The organism is Pseudomonas sp. JUb52, from assembly GCF_004341115.1.
GTDB lineage: Bacteria > Pseudomonadota > Gammaproteobacteria > Pseudomonadales > Pseudomonadaceae > Chryseomonas > Chryseomonas oryzihabitans.
The window spans coordinates 1-16,341 of sequence record NZ_SLYS01000024.1 but is presented as its reverse complement, the minus strand read 5'-3'; the positions used below and the strand labels follow the sequence as shown (position 1 = coordinate 16,341).

The following is a 16,341-nucleotide window of genomic DNA, read 5'->3' as shown; positions in this document are numbered from 1 at the left end:
CACTTCAGGCTTCAGGATGGTCAGAGAAGGGCCCGTGCCCACTGCCTCCTCAATGCTCCGGAGACCTGTAGATGAGTGGCTCCACCTCTCACCACGATCATGACCACGACCACGACCACGACCACGATCATCAGCATGGCCATGGTCATTCCCACGCCCCGCGGGTGACCGCCGACAACGAGCGCAAGCTCAAGCTGGTCTTCGCCCTCACCTTTGGCTACGCCATCGTCCAGGCCGTGGGCGGCTGGTGGTCCGGCTCCCTGGCGCTGATCGCCGATTCTGGCCACATGGTCTCGGATGCCGCGGCGCTGCTCCTGGCCTTGGTGGCCTACCGGGTGGCGGCCAAGGCGGCCAATGCGCGCTTCACCTATGGCTTCCACCGTGTGCGCATCCTCGCCGCCCTGACCAATGGCGTCGCCCTGCTGCTGCTGGTCCTGTGGATCGGCTGGGAAGCCATCATGCGGCTGCGCGAGCCCACCGAGGTGCTGTCCGGCCCCATGCTGGCGGTGGCGGTGATCGGCCTGGTGGTCAATATCGTCGGCTTCGTGGTGCTCAACGGCGGGCACAAGGACGACAGCAACCTGCGCGGCGCCCTGCTCCATGTGGCCGGCGACCTGCTGGGTTCGGTGGGCGCCATCGTCGCCGCCCTGGGCATCCTCTGGACCGGCTGGACCTGGCTGGATCCGGCACTGTCGATCCTGGTCGCCCTGCTGATCGTCAAATCGGCCTGGACCCTGGTACGCGATGCCGGCGCGGTGCTCTTGCAGGCCGCGCCACGGGAATTCGACACGGCCGGTGCCACGGCGGCAGTGCGCGCTCTGCCGGAGGTGGCCGAGGTGGGCCATCTGCACGTCTGGACGCTGACCGACGAGACCCGCATCGCCACCCTGCACATCACCCCGGCGCCGGGCAGCGATCCCCTACGTCTGCCGACCCTGGTGGGCGATCTGCTGCGCAGCCGCCATGGCCTGCAGCACGTGACGGTGCAGGTGGATCCGCCGGGTACCCTCGACGGGCACTGCGCCTAGTCGCGCGGGGAGCCCTCGTCCAGCGGGCGGCGGCGACCGGTCAGCATCGACAGCGGCAGGTTGTCGCCCACCCGCAGGCTTTCCACCACGGCGGCCACGGCATGCAGACAGACCAGCGCCAGCAGGCCGTTGGCGAAACAGGCGTGCAGCTCCTCGGGCCAGTCGGCGCCCCAGAGGGCATCCACCTCGCGCATGAGAAAGCCGGTCACGCCCAGACCGGCAATGGCCGCCATCATCAGCAGCATCACCAGGGCGCCCAGTGGCGAATGGCCGAGACGATGATGGGGGCGGCCCTGCCAGAGGTCACGCAGATGGGCGCCTAGATGGGCGCGGCTCGGCCAGAAATCGTTCCAGCGCGCGCTGCGCGGGCCGATGAAGCCCCAGACCAGGCGCACCAGCAGCCAGGCACAGGCGTAGTAGCCGATCCAGCGATGCCAGAAGGCGCCCTTCTCGTTGAAGAAGTAGTTGGCGAAGAAGGCAGCGGCGACCGACAGGTGGAACAGCCGCACCAGGGGATCCCAGAGCCGCACGGTCGCCGTCTTCATCAGCTGTCGATCTCGCTCTTGACCGCCTTGCCGCTCACCGGATCGTGATAGATCTCGACCTTGCGCCTGTCCTTGTCGAAGCCATAGATCTCGTAGCAGTTGCCCTTGGTGATCTTGAACTTCTTGATCTCGTAGCCCTGGTCACGCAGCTGCGCCTGGAATTTCTCGGCGTCCTGCCAGGTGGACTTGTCCGCCTGGGTGCACTGGGGTTCGGCGGCGAGGGCCAGGGGACTTGCGAACAGCAACGGCAGCAACAGGCGGCGCATGGCGACACTCCTCGTGGTGGGAGTGGCCAGACTCGACGGCGAAGCTTAATGCAGTCTTAGGATGCAACGCCCGGTAACAGTTGCCCCTGCCGCTGCGCCAGGGCGCCAGCGATGATGGCGGGCTAGAGCCATCAAAACGAGAGGAACGCGGTCGTGCGGGTACTGCTGGTGGAAGACGATGCGGCCCTGGCCCAGGGCATCCGCATGGCCCTGCGCGGCGAGGGCTATACCCTGGACTGGGTGGCCGACGGCCTGGCCGCCGAACACGCCCTGGCCGCCGAGCGCTTCGACCTGGTGCTGCTGGACCTGGGCCTGCCGCGCCTCGACGGCCTCGACCTGCTGCGCCGCCTGCGCAGCCAGCCCGACGGCCAGGTGCCGGTGCTGGTGCTCACCTCCCGCGACGCCAAGGCCGATCGCATCCAGGGCCTGGATGCCGGCGCCGACGACTACCTGGTCAAGCCCTGCGACCTGGACGAACTCAAGGCGCGCCTGCGTGCCCTGATCCGCCGCAGCTGTGGCCGCGCGCAACCGCTACTGGAGCACGCCGGCATCAGCCTCGACCCGGCCAGCCAGGCAGTGCGCTTCCGCGGCGCCGAGGTGGTGGTGACGCCCATGGAATACCAGCTGCTGCACCAGCTGCTGCTGCGGCCGGGTGCCGTCATCACCCGCGAGCGGCTGAGCAATACCCTCTATGGCTGGCAGGAAGCCGCCTCGGGCAACACCCTGGAAGTGCTCATCCACAACCTGCGCAAGAAGCTCGACAGCGGCCTGATCCGCACTGTGCGCGGGGTGGGCTATCTGCTGGAGCGTCAGCCATGATCGCCATCCGCACCCGCATCCTCGCCCCCACCCTGGCCCTGGTGCTGGCCGGCAGTCTGGCCCTCGCCCTGCTGGCGCTGCGCGACAGCCATCGCGAGATCGAGGGCATCTACGACGCCCAGCTGGTGCAGGGCGCGCGTCTGCTGGAAGGGCTGCTGCAGGCCGGCACGCCGGCGGCGGATCGCTGGCCGGAGCTGATCCGGGTGTTCGATCGCGCCATGCAACCCGCTCCCGGCAGCGTACCGGCGCACCCCTACGAGAATCAGCTGACCTTCCAGGTCTGGACCGCCGATGGCCGGCTGCTGGCCCGCTCCGGCAATGCGCCGCAGCTGGCCGAGGTGCCGCCGGAGGGCCTGCACGAGGTGTTCGAGAACGGGCGCGAATGGTGCGGGATGCTGGTGCGTACCGCCGATGGCGGCCTGCGCATCTGGGTCGGCGAGCGCGAGGACCTGCGCCAGGACCTGATCCAGCGCATCGTCAGCCATACCCTCTGGCCGACCCTGGTGGGCCTGCCGCTGCTGGTCGGGGTGCTCTGGCTGCTGCTGGGCTGGGGGCTGCGACCGCTGCAGGATTTCGCCCGCGGACTGCGCGAGCGCGATCCGCACAGCCTGGCGCCGCTGCCGACCGGCCCGCTACCGCCGGAGCTGCAACCCATGCGCGGCGCCCTGGATCACCAGCTCGCCCAGTTGCGCGCCCTGCTCGATCGCGAGCGGCGCTTCATCGCCGACGCCGCCCACGAATTGCGCACGCCCCTGGCGATCCTCGATCTGCATGCGCAGAACGCCCAGCACGCCGAGACGGCCGAGGAGCGCGACGAAGCCCTGGGCTATCTGCGCCAGGGCGTCAGCCGGGCCACCCGCCTGGCCAGCCAGTTGCTGACCCTGGCGCGGCTGGAACCCGGCGCCACCCAGGTCCAGCCACTGGCCCTGGAGCTGCTGGTGCGCGAAGAACTGGCGGAATTGACGCCCCTGGCGCTCAAGCGCCAGGTGGAACTGGTGCTGGCGGCCCAGGCTGGCCCGCCGGTGCTGGGCGATCCGGACGCCATCGCCATCGCCCTGCAGAATCTGGTCACCAACGCCCTGGCCTTCGCCCCCGCCGGCAGCGCCGTGGAAGTGGGCATCGAGACCAGCCCGGACGAAGGTGTGCTGCTGCGCGTGGAGGATCGCGGCCCCGGAGTGGACGAGGCCGAACTGGCGCGCCTGTGCGATCGCTTCTACAGCGCCGGCAATCCCCAGGGCGCCGGGCTGGGGCTGGCCATCGTCGAGACCATTACCCGCCGCCTGGGCGGTGCCTTACGTTTCAGCAATCGCACCCGCGGTGGCTTTCGGGTGGAGTTGCGCCTGCCGCGCGCGCTCTAAGCCTGCTGGTAGCCGCTCGCCACCACCGTCTGCGCGCGCCGGGTCAGGCGCAGGCCAAGGCCCATCAGCAATACCACGCCGACCGCCATCAGCAGCCAGGCGTTGGCCAGGCTGTCCAGATAATCCCGCAGAATGCCGGCGGCCAGCGGCGCCAGGCTGGCGATCAGATAGCCACCACCCTGGACGAAGCCGAGCAGCGCGCCGGCTTCGGCGGGATCGCGCACCTTGTCCATCGCCAGGATCAGCGACAGCGGAAACAGCGCGCCGATGCCCAGGCCGAGCAGGATGGCGGTGGGCACTGCCAGGGCCAAGGGCGCCAGTGCCAGGCACAGCAGCCCCACCAGCACTATGCCGAGCACCCCCAACACCAGCGGTCGGCGATTGCGCAGCCGGGCGATGGTCGCCGACAGCAGGAGACCGGCGCTGACCTCGGCAAGACTTACGCCACCCAGCAGCAGGCCGCTGTCGGCCGGTTGCCAGCCCAGACCGGTGTAGTACGGCGGCAGCCAGGCCAGCACCAGGGTGTAGGCGGCGGTACCGATGCCGAAGAAGGCCAGGAGCAGCCAGGCTTGGCGCTGCCGCCAGGGTTGCGCGCGGGGGGCGGCGTGCTGCGCCGGCGCATCGGGACGGGCCAGGGCCAGCCAGGTGCCGAGCGCCAGCAACACCGGCAGGGTCCAGAGCGCCAGGCCCTGGGCCCAGCCCCACTGTTCGGCCAGCGGCGCAGCGGTGGCCGCCGCCACGGCCGCACCGCCCATGATGCCGGTGGTGTAGAGACCCATCAGGGTGCTGGTGCGCTGCGGATGGCAGCGGCGGATGTAGGCTGGGATCAGCGCCTGTACCAGGGCGATGCCGACGCCGCCCAGACCGGCGGTGAGGATCACCCCCAGGCCGCTCGGCTCTTCCCAGCGCAGCGCATTGGCCAGGGCCAGCAAGAGCAGGCCGAGGGCGATGCCACGGCGCTCGCCGAGCCAGGCCTGCAGGTGGGCGCCACCCAGGGCGCAGAGCCCCATGGCGGCGATGGGCAGGGTGGTCAGCGCCCCGGCGCCGCTGCCTTCCAGGCCGGTGGCCGCCTGGATGCCATCCAGCAGCGGACCGATGGCGGCCAGGATGGGGCGCAGATTGAGGCCGACCAGCAGGACCAGCAAGACGGCGAGGAAGGCATCCTGGCGCGTGGCGGGGGATGAAGGTGACGCGGAAAGCATGGACAATCTCCAGAATGACGCGATATTTCTCTTGATGAGAAGTATCTTAACATCAAGATATATTCCCGAGGTACCTCGATGGCCGATCGCGCCGAATTCGCCGTGAACCAGTGGCACCGCGAACGCCCCGACCTGGACGCCCTGCCCATGCGCCTGGTGGGTCGTCTGGGCGAGGTCGCCCAGGTGCTCAACCGCGATGTGCTGCAGCCCTTCTTCGACGAACACCGGCTGCACTATGGCGAATTCGACGTGCTGGCGACCCTGAGGCGGGCCGGCGAGCCCTATGCCCTGAGTCCGACGGTGCTCTATGAATCGGCCATGATCTCTTCGGGAGGCATGACCAATCGCCTCGACCGCCTGGAGCGCGCCGGCCTGATCGAGCGACGCAAGAATCCCGAGGACCGTCGCAGCACCCTGGTGGCCCTCACCGCTGCCGGCTTTGCCCTGATCGACGGCCTGATGGCCGCCCACGTTGACAACGAGCGCCGGGCCCTGGCCACCCTCAGCGAGGCCGAGCAGCAGCAGCTCGATGCCCTGCTGGGCAAGTGGCTGGCCAGCCGTGCGCCGTCCTGACGGCCATGTACCTCGACTTCAGCTCCTGCAATGGCCTCCACGCCGTGGCCCAGGACTATGCCCATGGCGACCGGGTGCCGCCCCATCGTCATCGCCAGGCGCAGCTGATCCATGCCCTCTGCGGCATCGTCATCGTCAATACCGCCCAGGGCCGCTGGGTGGTGCCGCCCGGACGGGGCGTCTGGGTGCCCGCTGGCGAAGAGCACGATCTGCACCTGCTGGGACGCGTCGAGGTGCGCACCCTGTTCGTCGATCCCCAAGCGCGCGCCGAGTTGCCGACGCGCTGCCAGCTGATCGCCGTCTCGCCGCTGTTGCGTGAACTCATCCTGGCCGCCCTGCCCCTGCCCGCCGATCAGCCGACCGAGGGCCGCGCCTGGCATATCCTGCAACTGATGCTCGACGAGTTGCGCGGCTCGCCCACCTCCGGCCTGCACCTGCCCTGGCCGGTGGATGCCACCCTTGCCGAACTCTGTCGCCAGCTGCGCCAGCATCCGGGCGAGCGCTGGACCCTGAGCCGCGCCGCCGCCCGCCTGGCGGTCAGCGAACGCACCCTGAGTCGGCTGTTCCTCAAGGAGACCGGCCTGAGTTTCGGGCAGTGGCTGCAACGGGCGCGGCTGGATTCCAGCCTGACCTCCTTGGCCGCCGGCCACGCCATCGTCGACGTCGCCCTGGACCACGGCTACGCCAGCCCCAGCGCCTTCGCCACCCGCTTCCGCCAGGTGCTGGGGGTGTCGCCTTCCGCCTATCGCGGCCAGACGGAGTTGCCCCTCGCTCCTAGCCCCTAGCCCCTAGCCCCTAGCCCGCCACCCGGCCCAGATCGGCCGGATCTATGAGTCCCTGGAGCGCATTCGCCTCCGGGTAGGCGGCCAGGGCCAGGCGACCGCCATAGGGATGGCGCGGATGGATGGTGAGCTGATTGCAGGCCTCCACCACGCTGGCCACCTCTTCCAGGCGGGAGAAGTCGATGCCCGGCGTGATCCCCTGGCTGTAGAGATTCAGCGCCAGGGTCACCAGATCGACGTTGCCGGTACGCTCGCCATTGCCGAACAGGCAGCCTTCCACCCGCGTGGCCCCGGCCAGCTGGGCCAGTTCGGCGCAGGCGACGCCGGTGCCGCGGTCGTTATGCGGATGCACGCTGATGGTCACATGGGGCGCCGCACCCAGGCCGCGGATGAAACCTTCGATCTGATCGGCATAGACGTTGGGCGTAGCCACTTCCACCGTCGCCGGCAGATTGAGGATCAAGGGGCGCTCCGCCGAGGGCTGCCAGGCCTCGCGCACCGCCTGGCAGATCTCCAAGGCGAAGTCCGCCTCGGTAAAGCAGAAGGTCTCGGGCGAATACTGATAGGTCCAGGCCGTCTCCGGCTGGGCATCGCACAGGGCGCGCACGCGCTGGGTACCCGCCACCGCCATGGCCAGGGTGGCGGCGCGATCCTGGTCGAACACCACCCGGCGAAACAGCGGCGCGGTGGCGTTGTACAGATGCACGATGGCGCGGGGAGCGCCCTCCAGGGCCGCGAAGGTGCGCTCGATCAGCTCACTGCGTGCCGGCGTCATCACCTGCAGCCAGAGATCGTCCGGCAGTCCGTCCGCGCTGACCAGTTCGCGCACGAAATCGAAATCGGTCTGCGAGGCCGCTGGAAAGGCCACCTCGATTTCCCGGTAGCCGATCGCCAGCAACAGGGCGAAGAAGCGCCGCTTGCGTTCCAGGCCCATGGGCTCGATCAGCGCCTGGTTGCCATCGCGTAGATCGGTGGAACACCAGCGCGGTGCCTGGGTCAGCTGGCGGCCCGGCCATTGGCGGTCGGGTAACGGGGGCGCGGCGAAGGCGCGGTACTTGGTCTGGGGTTGCGTGAGCATGAGGGACTCCGGGGCTGGGCCCCAGAGTCTGAGCGTCCCGCTCGCCCGCTGCGCTCGCGAGCAGGACAGGCTCCTGCGCGATCCGGACAGCCAACGGCATGAAAAAAGCCGCCGGGGATGGCCCGGCGGCTTGCTTGTCAGAGGCCCCGCGTCAGCTTACTGCGATGCGCTCCAGCGGCACCGGCTTGAGCCGCGGCGTGAGCACATGAATGACCACGATGGCCACCAGGTAGGCACTGCCGGCAACGATGAAGATCGGCTGGTAGGACTTGAAGATCTCCAGGATGTAACCGTTGTAGGTGGTCATCAGCATGCCGCCGATGGCGCCGGCGGTACCGCCGATGCCGATCACCGAGGCCACGGCTTCCTTGGGGAAGAGGTCCGACGGCAGGGTCATCAGGTTGGCCGACCAGGCCTGGTGGGCCGCGGCGGCGAGACCGATGATGCCCACCACCAGCCACAGACTGGAGACGAACTGGGCGGTGACGATGGGTACGACCGCCAGGGCGCAGAGCAGCATGGTGGTCTTGCGCGCCAGGTTGGCGCTGCGGCCGAGCTTCATCTGCTTGGACGAGCCCCAGCCGCCCATCACCGAGCCGATGTCGGCCAGGATATAGATGGCGATCAGCGGCGGACCGAAGGATTTCAGATTCAGGCCGTAGGTCTTGCCGAGGAAGTCCGGCAGCCAGAACAGGTACAGCCACCAGATCGGATCGGTGAGGAACTTGCCGGCGGCATAGGCCCAGGTCTCGCGGAAGGTCAGCAGCTTGAACCAGGAGATCTTGGCTGCGACGGCCGGCTTGGCCGATACCGGGGAGCCATCGTCGGCCTGGATGTAGGCCAGCTCTTCGCGACTCACCTTGGGGTGTTCGTGGGGGCGGCGATAGATCAGCAGCCAGGCGATCAGCCACAGGGCGGTGACCAGACCGATGGAGATGAAGGCCGCGCGCCAGCCCCAGGCCAGGGTGATGGCCGGCACCAGCAAAGGTGTGATGATAGGGCCCATGGCGGTGCCGGCGTTGAACAGCCCGGTGGCCTGGGCGCGTTCCTTTTGCGGAAACCATTCCGAGACCGCCTTGAGGCTGGCCGGAAAGCTGCCGGACTCGCCGAAGCCGAGGGTGAAACGCACCAGCACGAAGTGGGTGACGGTATGGGCGATGCCGTGACCGATGCTGGCGATGGTCCAGATGGTGAAGGCCAGGGCATAGCCGATACGCACCCCGACCTTGTCGATGATGCGGCCAAAGGTCAGGAAGCCGATGGCGTAGGCGCACTGGAACCAGAACACGATCTTGGCGTAGTCGGTCTCCGTCCAACCCAGGTCTGCCTGCAGCGTGGGCTTCAAGATACCGATCATCTGGCGGTCGATGTAGTTGATGCCGATGGCGATGAACAGCAGGGCGCAGATCAGCCAGCGATAGCGAGTGAAGCGGGAGGTTTGCGGGGTAGCGGCGACGGGCGTGTCCTGCGGCCGCAGGGCGGGCTCCGTCTCGGGAGTGACCTGGATAGTCATCGAATAGGCTTCCTGACTTGTTGTTATTGACCGGTGTGACCCGGGGTCGTTGGAAAGCTGTTACCAGATATTCATATGACATCGTATGAGTGACGCCTAAAGGTGTCAATCCACCTAAAGCCGAGTGGTCAGACGTCTCTCAAGGGGCTAGAACCTAGATACTTGAACCAGCCTCAGCGTCACGCCAGGCACCCTGGCTGGCCCCTGAACACGGCCGTAAAGAATCTGTGACACGCCTGGCACTTTTCTGCCTGCGGCCGTCTAATGCCGGTCTTTGAAGCGAAGCCGTCGCCTCATCTTTTCCCGCCGAGACTGCCGTGCCTGTCGCCGACACCCCCGCCCTGCTGGCGCGCCTCGCCGAGCTGGAGCAGCACAATCAGCAGCTGCGCCAGCAGCTCGACGCCCGCGCCGTGTCTCCCGAAAGCAGCGCGACCCTGGCCAGCGAGCGTTACCAGTTCCTGTTCAACGCCATGGACGAGGGCTTCTGCATCATCGAATTCCTCGACGGGCCTCATGGTCCCCTGAGCGACTACATCCACGTCGAGGCCAATCCGGCCTATGCGGCCCATGCCGGCATTCCCAATGTGGTGGGCCAGAAGTTGCGCGACATGGTCGGCGACGAGGCCCAGGCCTGGCTCGATCGCTATGGCCACGTGCTGCGAACCGGCGAGCCCATCCGCTTCGAGCAGGAACTGGTGGCCACGGGGCGTTACCTGGAGCTGACCGCCTTTCGCATCGAGCCGGCCAGTCGCCGCCAGGTCGCTGTACTCTTCCAGGACATTACCCCACGCAAGCGCGCCGAAATCGCCCTGCGGCAACTCAACGAAACCCTTGAAGAACGGGTGCAGGCGGCGCTGGCCGCCAACCGCATCCTGGCCAATGTGGTGGACGCCGCCAGTGCAATGATCCATGTACTGGACTTCGATTTCCGCTGGCTGGCGGTCAATGGCTCCGGCGCCGATCTCTTCGAACAGGTCTTTGGCGTCCGCCCGCAGTTGGGGGCGTCCTACCGCTCGGCCCTGGACAGTCGCCCGGAGATCAGCGAACGGCTGTCCACGCAGTGGCAGCGCGCCTTTACCGGCGAAGCCTTCAACGAGATCGTCTCGGTCGGTGAGGCACCGCTGCAGCGCCACTACGAACTGCAATTCAGCCCGCTGCTCGATGCCGACGGCCAGCGCATCGGCGCCTATCAGTTCGCCTACGACGTCACCGAGCGCCTCAACGAGCAGGAGCGCATCCGACTGATGGAAGAAGCCCTGCGCCAGTCGCAGAAGATGGAGGCCGTCGGCCAGCTCACCGGCGGCATCGCCCATGACTTCAACAACCTGCTGACCGGCATCCTCGGCTCGCTGGAGATGCTCGACCTGCGCCTGCGCCAGGGCCGGCTGCAGGACCTCGAGCGCTACACCGGCACCGCCCGCAGCGCCGCCCAGCGCGCCGCCGCCCTGACCCACCGGCTGCTGGCCTTTTCCCGGCGCCAGACCCTGGATCCGCAACCGGTGGCGCTGGAGCAACTGGTCATCGGCCTGGAAGACCTGATCCAGCGCAGCATAGGTCCGCAGATCGCCCTGGAGCGCGAAGCCGATCCCCGGCTCTGGCTGACCCATATCGACGGTCTGCAGCTGGAAAACGCCCTGCTCAACCTCTGCCTAAACGCCCGCGACGCCATGCCCGACGGCGGGCGCATCCGTATCGTCCTGAGCAACGAGCGCCTGGACGCGACCCAGGCCGAGCTCCAGGCACTGCCCGTGGGCGACTTCGTGCGCCTGAGCGTGGGCGATACCGGGAGCGGCATGAGCGACGAGGTCCTCGCGCGGGTGTTCGATCCCTTCTTCACCACCAAGCCCATTGGCCAGGGCACCGGCCTGGGACTCTCCATGGTGCATGGCTTCGTGCTGCAATCGGGTGGCGAGATTCGCATCGACTCCACGCCCGGCGCCGGTACCTGGGTACACCTCTATCTGCCGCGTCATCATCTGGCGTCGCTGGCCGACAGCGCGCTGCCGGTCGAGCCGGAACCCCACTCCCCGGGTCAGGGCGAGACCATCCTGGTGGTCGACGACGAACCCACCATTCGCACCCTGCTGGTGGAAGTCATGATCGCCCAGGGCTACCGGGTACTGGAGGCGGCCGATGCCGCCACCGCCCTGGCCCTACTCATGCCCGATACGCCGCTGGATTTACTGGTCACCGATGTCGGCCTGCCCGGTGCCCTCAACGGCCGCCAGCTAGCCGACGCCTTGCGCGGACTGCGGCCGGAGCTGCAGGTGCTGTTCATCACCGGTTATGCGGAAAGCCAGGTCATCGACGACGCCCATCTCGAGACCGGCATGCGGGTGCTGACCAAGCCCTTCACCCTGGATACGCTGGAGCGGCGGATCCAGGCGATGCTGCAAAGGGCCTGAGTCGCGAGCAGGTCAGGCGTGCCGTGATGTCTCTTTGCTATCATCGGCCCTCCGCGTCGCTACCCGTGCCCTCGCTCATGGACAAGCTCTCCCTGCTGCACCTCCTGCTGATCTTTACCGCCATCGCCTGCATGGCCCTGCTGGCCTCGCTGATCCGCTAGCGACGTTAAGCCAACCATAAGCCGGGCGATGGCAAGCTCTCCGCCATGCCGACAAGGCATCGTAGAAGCTGACATCTGCGCTTTTAGCCCGGGAGGATCCCGGGCTTTTTTTCGCGCCGACAAAATGCGCAGCAGTCCACGGGTCGGCGTTTTGCCACTCCAGCGCTCTCCGCCGGGCCTGGCATGATGGGGCTCAGGTCCAGGAGGGACAGCCATGATCACCAGGATGCCGTCAGCCCACGCCCAGTCGCTCGCCTTCGATGTCTGCCCCCTGGGCGCCGACGTCCCGTCCCTGTCCATCGAGATCCTCCAGCAGGGCTTTCTGGCCCTGGATCATCATGGCCAGCTCGACATGAGTCGCGCGCTCAAGCGCCAATTGCGCGAGCGGCTGGTCGAGCAACTAGATGCCCAGCTGCCCGCTGTCGCGGCCGCTGCGCTGGAGCTATCCACTCCGCAGCCGCGGGCCTTGCCGCAGCGTCGCAGCCACGGCGGCTGATCCCACCTTTCAGTCCCGATAGTCCGGCTCCAACCGCCGCAGCTGGCGCTTCACGCTTTCCAGATGCAGCCGCGCGCTGTCGGCGTTGCCCTGCAGCATCTGCTGGCAGGCGGCCTGCGCGATGGCCGGTGCCACCGGCTTGAGCGGCCGGCCGCTGGCCATGGCCTTGAGTTGCACCTCGGCGGCGCGCTCCAGGTAGTAGAGGTCATCCCAGGCCTCGGCGATGCTGTCCCCCAGCACCAGGGGTCCGTGATTCTTCAGCATGACCACCGCCGCATCACCCGCTGCCCGGGCGATGCGTTCGCCTTCGGCCGCGTCCAGCGCCAGGCCGTTGTAGTCCTCGTCCACGCTCAGGCGGTCATAAAATTTCAGCGCGGTCTGCCCGGCCCAGACGAAGGGCTCGCCCTCCAGCAGGCAGAGCGCCGTGGCGTTGGGCATATGGGTATGGAAGGCCGCCCGCGCCCCGGGATTAAGCCGATGCAGCTGGGCATGGATATGGAAGGCGGTGGCCTCGGGTGCGCCCTCGCCCATGACCACGCCACCGTCGAAGTCGCAGATCAACAACGAAGAAGCAGTGACCTCGGCGAAGGCCAGCCCATAGGGATTGACCAGGAAGAGATCGTCATAGCCGGGCGCCACAAAGGAGAAGTGATTACAGATGCCTTCGCCCAGCCCCAGGCGGGCGGCCATGCGGAAGCAGGCGGCGAGATCGATGCGGGCCTGGCGGATGGCCGGGGTTTCCAGATCGAGGTGACGGGCAGCGGCGGTAGTACTCGCGAAGGCGTGGGCCATGGGGTGTTCCTTGGAAAGAGGCCGGAATGCTGCACAAAGGATGCCGCCCCCTGTCATGGCGCTGTCATCATAAAATTGCAGCAATCTCTTGTTACATCTCTGCCATCTTTCCCTCCATTGCAGAGAGTCTTTCATGGCCTTCCGTCCGACCCGTCTCGCCCGTGCCTGCAGCCTCGCCCTTCTCGCCAGTTCGGCCGTCATGGCCGCGGAGCCGGCGCGCAACGTCATCCTCTTCATCCCCGATGGCCTGCGCGCCAACATCGTCGACGCCCAGACCGCGCCGAATCTGGCTCAGCTGCGCCGCGAGGGCGTGAATTTCCAGAACAGCCACTCGCTATTCCCGACCTTCACCACGCCCAATGCCTCGGCCATGGCCACCGGACACTACCTGGGCGATACCGGGGATTTCGGTAACACGCTCTACACCGGCTTCCCGGTGCCGGGCGCCAACAACAGCGTCACGCCCTTCCTGGAAAACGACGAGGTGCTGGGCGATGTCGACGAGCATTTCGCCGGCAACTACCTGGACGAGGAAACCCTGCTGGCCGCCGCGCGCCAGGCGGGCCTGTCCACCGCCGCCGTCGGCAAGCTCGGTCCGGTGGCCATCCAGGACGTGACCGCCCGCGACGGCGAAAAGACGGTGATCGTCGACGACTCCACCGGTCACCCCACCGGCATTCCCCTGAGCGCGGCCATGCAGGACGCCCTGAAACAGGCCGGTCTGCCGCTGGAAGCCCCGAGCCGGGGCGCCAACGGCAAGGCCGGCAACGCCACCACCCCTGGCACCCTGAGCGCCAACGTCGAGCAGCAGCGCTATTTCCTCGACGTCACCAACCAGGTGCTGCTGCCGCGCTTCAAGGCGAGCGGCAAGCCCTTCGTGCTGGTGTTCTGGTCGCGCGATCCCGACGGCACCCAGCACAACCAGGGCGACAGCCTGGGCAAGGTCACCCCGGGCATCAACGGCCCTACCAGCCTGGCCGCCATCCGCAACGTCGACGCCAACCTCGGCGCCCTGCGCGCCCGGCTCAAGGAGCTGGGCCTGGACGGCAACACCGACATCTTCGTCAGCGCCGACCATGGCTTCTCCACCATCTCCAAGGAGAGCAAGACCAGTCCGGCGGCCAAGGCCAGCTACCCCGACGTGCCCAAGGGGCAGCTGCCGCCCGGCTTCCTCGCTCTGGATCTCGCCGCCGTGCTGAAATTGCCGCTGCTCGATCCGGACGCCAAGGGCGCCGCGGTGGCGATGGACCTGGGCCAGCACCCGAGCAAGGCCAATGGCCTGATCGGCCCCGACCCGGCCAAGCCGGAGGTGGTGGTGGCGGCCAACGGTGGCTCGGACCTGGTCTATCTGCCGCAGCGCGATGCCAAGGCGCTGGCGCCCAAGGTGGTCGCGGCGCTGCTCAAGCAGGATTACGTCAGCGGCCTGTTCGTCGATGACGACCTGGGCAAGATCCCCGGCACCCTGCCGCTGTCGGCGATCAACCTCAAAGGCTCGGCGCTCACCCCCTACCCGGCCATCGTGGTCAACTTCCGCTCCTATGACAGCGGCTGCGGCAAGCCCGACGTCTGCGCCGTCGAGGTGGCCGACACGGGGCTGCAGCAGGGCCAGGGCATGCACGGCAGCTTCAGCCGCGGCGACACCCACAACTTCATGGCGGCCATCGGCCCGGACTTCCGCAAGGGCTTCGTCGACCTGAGTCCGGTCAGTAACGCCGACGTCGGCCAGACCCTGGCGCACCTGCTGCACCTGGAGATCCCGGCCAAGGGGCAACTGGTCGGCCGGGTGATCGGCGAGAGCCTGGAAGGCGGCAAGCCGGTCAAGGCCAGCCACCAGGTGCAGCGCTCGGCACCGGCGACGGGCGGGCTGGTCACCGAACTCAAGACCCAGAACGTCGGCGACACCCGCTACTTCGATGCGGCCGGCTTCAAGGGTCGCTCGGTCGGGCTGTGATCCGCGCCTAGAGGCTGAGGGTGCCGCGGATGCAGTCCTGCACCGCGCCACCCACCCAGATCTGGTCGGCGATGCGGGCTACCCGCACCCGGCCGCGCCGGCCGAGAACCGTGCCCTGGCTGGCCAGATAGCGCTCCGGCGCCAGGCCCGCAGGGATCAGCCACTGCGCCAGGCTGGCGTTGAGGCTGCCGGTGACGGGGTCTTCGGCGTATTCCTCGCCCATCAGGGCGCGCACCTCGAATTGCGCCTCGGCGGCGCTGCCCGTCCAGGGGGCGATCAGGCCGACGTTGAGGCCTTCCAGGGCGGCATAGTCCGGGCGGAGCTCCAGCAATTCCTCACGACTCTCCAGCAGCACCGCCACCCAGCCTGGGCCGTTGTCGGCCCACTGGCTGGCCTGGATGCGCTCAGGTGCCAGGCCGGTGCCCCGGGCGATGCGCGCCAGTACCTCGGGCTCCACCGCACCGCCTCGCACCAGCGGCGGCGCGGCAAAGGCCAGCTCCTCCCCGGCGGCGCGGATCGGCACCAGGCCCGCGCCGCACTCCTGGATCACCTCGATGCCCTTGGGCCGCCCGCCTTCGCGCAACCAGACATGGCAGCTGCCCAGGGTCGGATGCCCGGCGAAGGGCAGCTCGCGCTGCGGGGTGAAGATGCGCACCCGGTAGTCGGCCGCCGGATCGGTGGGCTGCAGCAGGAAGGTCGTCTCCGACAGATTGGTCCAGCGCGCCAGGGCGGCCATTTGCTCGGTGGACAGCGCATCGGCGCCGCAGACCACCGCCAAGGCATTGCCCTCCAGGGGGCGCTGGGCAAAGACATCGACCTGATGGAAGACGAGGGACATGGCGGCGGATTCCTTGGGCAAAGCGCCGATTGTCCGCGGTCGGGCGCCGGTGCGGCCAGCCACAGCAGGGTCGCTAAATGGCCGTACAGACGGGGGTTGCGCGGGGTTTGCTTGGAAAACGCTGCGTGGTTTTCACCCTAGGGTGGCGTCGCGGGGTTTGCCCTCACCCCAACCCTCTCCCAGAGGGAGAGGCGGCGGTTCCGCGCGGGGTCAGCGCCCTGCGTAGCGTGGACAACGGCGCAGCCTTGTCCACGACGAATCATCGCTCACCCGTAGGTTGGCGCTGAGCGCAGCGAAGCCCAACGGGCACTAGCCACCCTCACCCCAGCCCTCTGCCCAAGGGAGAGGGGGCGGGTCCGCGCGGGGTCAGCGCCCTGCGTAGCGTGGACAACGGCGCAGCCTTGTCCACGACGAATCATCGCTCACCCGTAGGTTGGCGCTGTAGTGGTCAACCCATCCCGGACAGTGGGTTAAGTTTTTCTTCGGCCACCGCAGGCGGTAGCCCATCGTTGAATTGATGCGGCCTGATCCAGT

General features: G+C 68.0%; 16 protein-coding genes. 9 read left to right on the top strand and 7 right to left on the bottom strand.

The features are described 5' to 3' along the window. Window positions 1-71: 71 nt before the first annotated feature. Window positions 72-1,028, top strand: coding sequence for a cation diffusion facilitator family transporter (locus EC839_RS23370; RefSeq protein WP_007160730.1), 957 nt, complete (start codon window positions 72-74; stop codon window positions 1,026-1,028). On the opposite strand, the gene EC839_RS23365 is transcribed toward EC839_RS23370, so the two are convergent. Both EC839_RS23365 and EC839_RS23360 read right to left on the bottom strand, forming a co-directional pair. Beyond that, window positions 1,025-1,573, bottom strand: coding sequence for a cytochrome b/b6 domain-containing protein (locus EC839_RS23365; RefSeq protein WP_007160729.1), 549 nt, complete (start codon window positions 1,571-1,573; stop codon window positions 1,025-1,027). The genes EC839_RS23370 and EC839_RS23365 overlap by 4 nt on opposite strands. Then, the gene (locus tag EC839_RS23360) at window positions 1,573-1,839 is read right to left on the bottom strand and encodes a PepSY domain-containing protein (protein ID WP_007160728.1); all 267 of its coding nucleotides are present in this window, start codon (window positions 1,837-1,839) and stop codon (window positions 1,573-1,575) included. Before EC839_RS23360 ends, EC839_RS23365 begins: the two co-directional genes overlap by 1 nt. 153 nt (window positions 1,840-1,992) lie before the next feature. Between EC839_RS23360 and EC839_RS23355 the strand changes: the two genes are divergently transcribed. Both EC839_RS23355 and EC839_RS23350 read left to right on the top strand, forming a co-directional pair. Beyond that, entirely contained in the window at window positions 1,993-2,658 is a 666-nt protein-coding gene (locus EC839_RS23355; RefSeq protein ID WP_007160727.1) for a response regulator, read from the top strand. Further along, the gene (locus EC839_RS23350; RefSeq protein ID WP_007160726.1) at window positions 2,655-4,016 is read left to right on the top strand and encodes an ATP-binding protein; all 1,362 of its coding nucleotides are present in this window, start codon (window positions 2,655-2,657) and stop codon (window positions 4,014-4,016) included. Before EC839_RS23355 ends, EC839_RS23350 begins: the two co-directional genes overlap by 4 nt. On the opposite strand, the gene EC839_RS23345 is transcribed toward EC839_RS23350, so the two are convergent. Next, window positions 4,013-5,218 (bottom strand): MFS transporter, encoded by a 1,206-nt coding sequence (locus EC839_RS23345; protein WP_007160725.1) that lies wholly within the window; start codon window positions 5,216-5,218, stop codon window positions 4,013-4,015. The genes EC839_RS23350 and EC839_RS23345 overlap by 4 nt on opposite strands. Window positions 5,219-5,296: 78 nt before the next feature. On the opposite strand from EC839_RS23345, the gene EC839_RS23340 reads away from it, so the two are divergent. Both EC839_RS23340 and EC839_RS23335 read left to right on the top strand, forming a co-directional pair. Further along, window positions 5,297-5,791, top strand: a complete 495-nt coding sequence (locus EC839_RS23340) for a MarR family winged helix-turn-helix transcriptional regulator (protein ID WP_007160724.1) — start codon at window positions 5,297-5,299, stop codon at window positions 5,789-5,791. A 5-nt stretch (window positions 5,792-5,796) separates the two neighbouring features. Next, a complete protein-coding gene (locus tag EC839_RS23335) occupies window positions 5,797-6,576 on the top strand; it encodes a helix-turn-helix transcriptional regulator (protein WP_039975798.1) in 780 nt (259 codons plus the stop codon). Between the two features lie 10 nt (window positions 6,577-6,586). Here EC839_RS23335 and EC839_RS23330 read toward each other — a convergent pair whose 3' ends face one another. Further along, window positions 6,587-7,651 carry a 2-isopropylmalate synthase gene (locus EC839_RS23330; RefSeq protein WP_007160722.1) on the bottom strand — a complete coding sequence of 355 codons (1,065 nt, stop codon included), beginning with the start codon at window positions 7,649-7,651 and terminating at the stop codon, window positions 6,587-6,589. A gap of 151 nt (window positions 7,652-7,802) precedes the next feature. Further along, the gene (locus EC839_RS23325; protein ID WP_132833195.1) at window positions 7,803-9,164 is read right to left on the bottom strand and encodes an MFS transporter; all 1,362 of its coding nucleotides are present in this window, start codon (window positions 9,162-9,164) and stop codon (window positions 7,803-7,805) included. 317 nt (window positions 9,165-9,481) lie between these two features. Here EC839_RS23325 and EC839_RS23320 point away from each other — a divergent pair, with 317 nt between their 5' ends. From EC839_RS23320 to EC839_RS23315, 3 genes are all read left to right on the top strand, one after another. Next, window positions 9,482-11,569: a PAS domain-containing protein gene (locus EC839_RS23320; protein ID WP_007160720.1), complete on the top strand. Its 2,088-nt coding sequence runs from the start codon at window positions 9,482-9,484 to the stop codon at window positions 11,567-11,569. Window positions 11,570-11,595: 26 nt separating this feature from the next. Beyond that, the gene (locus EC839_RS24710; RefSeq protein ID WP_256204021.1) at window positions 11,596-11,730 is read left to right on the top strand and encodes a hypothetical protein; all 135 of its coding nucleotides are present in this window, start codon (window positions 11,596-11,598) and stop codon (window positions 11,728-11,730) included. Window positions 11,731-11,944: 214 nt separating this feature from the next. Further along, window positions 11,945-12,226: a hypothetical protein gene (locus tag EC839_RS23315; RefSeq protein ID WP_007160719.1), complete on the top strand. Its 282-nt coding sequence runs from the start codon at window positions 11,945-11,947 to the stop codon at window positions 12,224-12,226. Between the two features lie 9 nt (window positions 12,227-12,235). Here the strand turns inward: EC839_RS23315 and EC839_RS23310 are convergent, their stop codons facing one another. Further along, on the bottom strand, window positions 12,236-13,018 hold the full coding sequence (locus EC839_RS23310; protein ID WP_007160718.1) for an aldolase: 783 nt from the start codon (window positions 13,016-13,018) through the stop codon (window positions 12,236-12,238). A 133-nt stretch (window positions 13,019-13,151) separates the two neighbouring features. On the opposite strand from EC839_RS23310, the gene EC839_RS23305 reads away from it, so the two are divergent. Then, window positions 13,152-14,969 carry an alkaline phosphatase family protein gene (locus EC839_RS23305; protein WP_007160717.1) on the top strand — a complete coding sequence of 606 codons (1,818 nt, stop codon included), beginning with the start codon at window positions 13,152-13,154 and terminating at the stop codon, window positions 14,967-14,969. Between the two features lie 7 nt (window positions 14,970-14,976). Here EC839_RS23305 and EC839_RS23300 read toward each other — a convergent pair whose 3' ends face one another. Continuing rightward, complete coding sequence (locus EC839_RS23300; RefSeq protein ID WP_007160716.1) at window positions 14,977-15,807, bottom strand: PhzF family phenazine biosynthesis protein; 831 nt, start codon at window positions 15,805-15,807, stop codon at window positions 14,977-14,979. Window positions 15,808-16,341 lie beyond the last annotated feature (534 nt).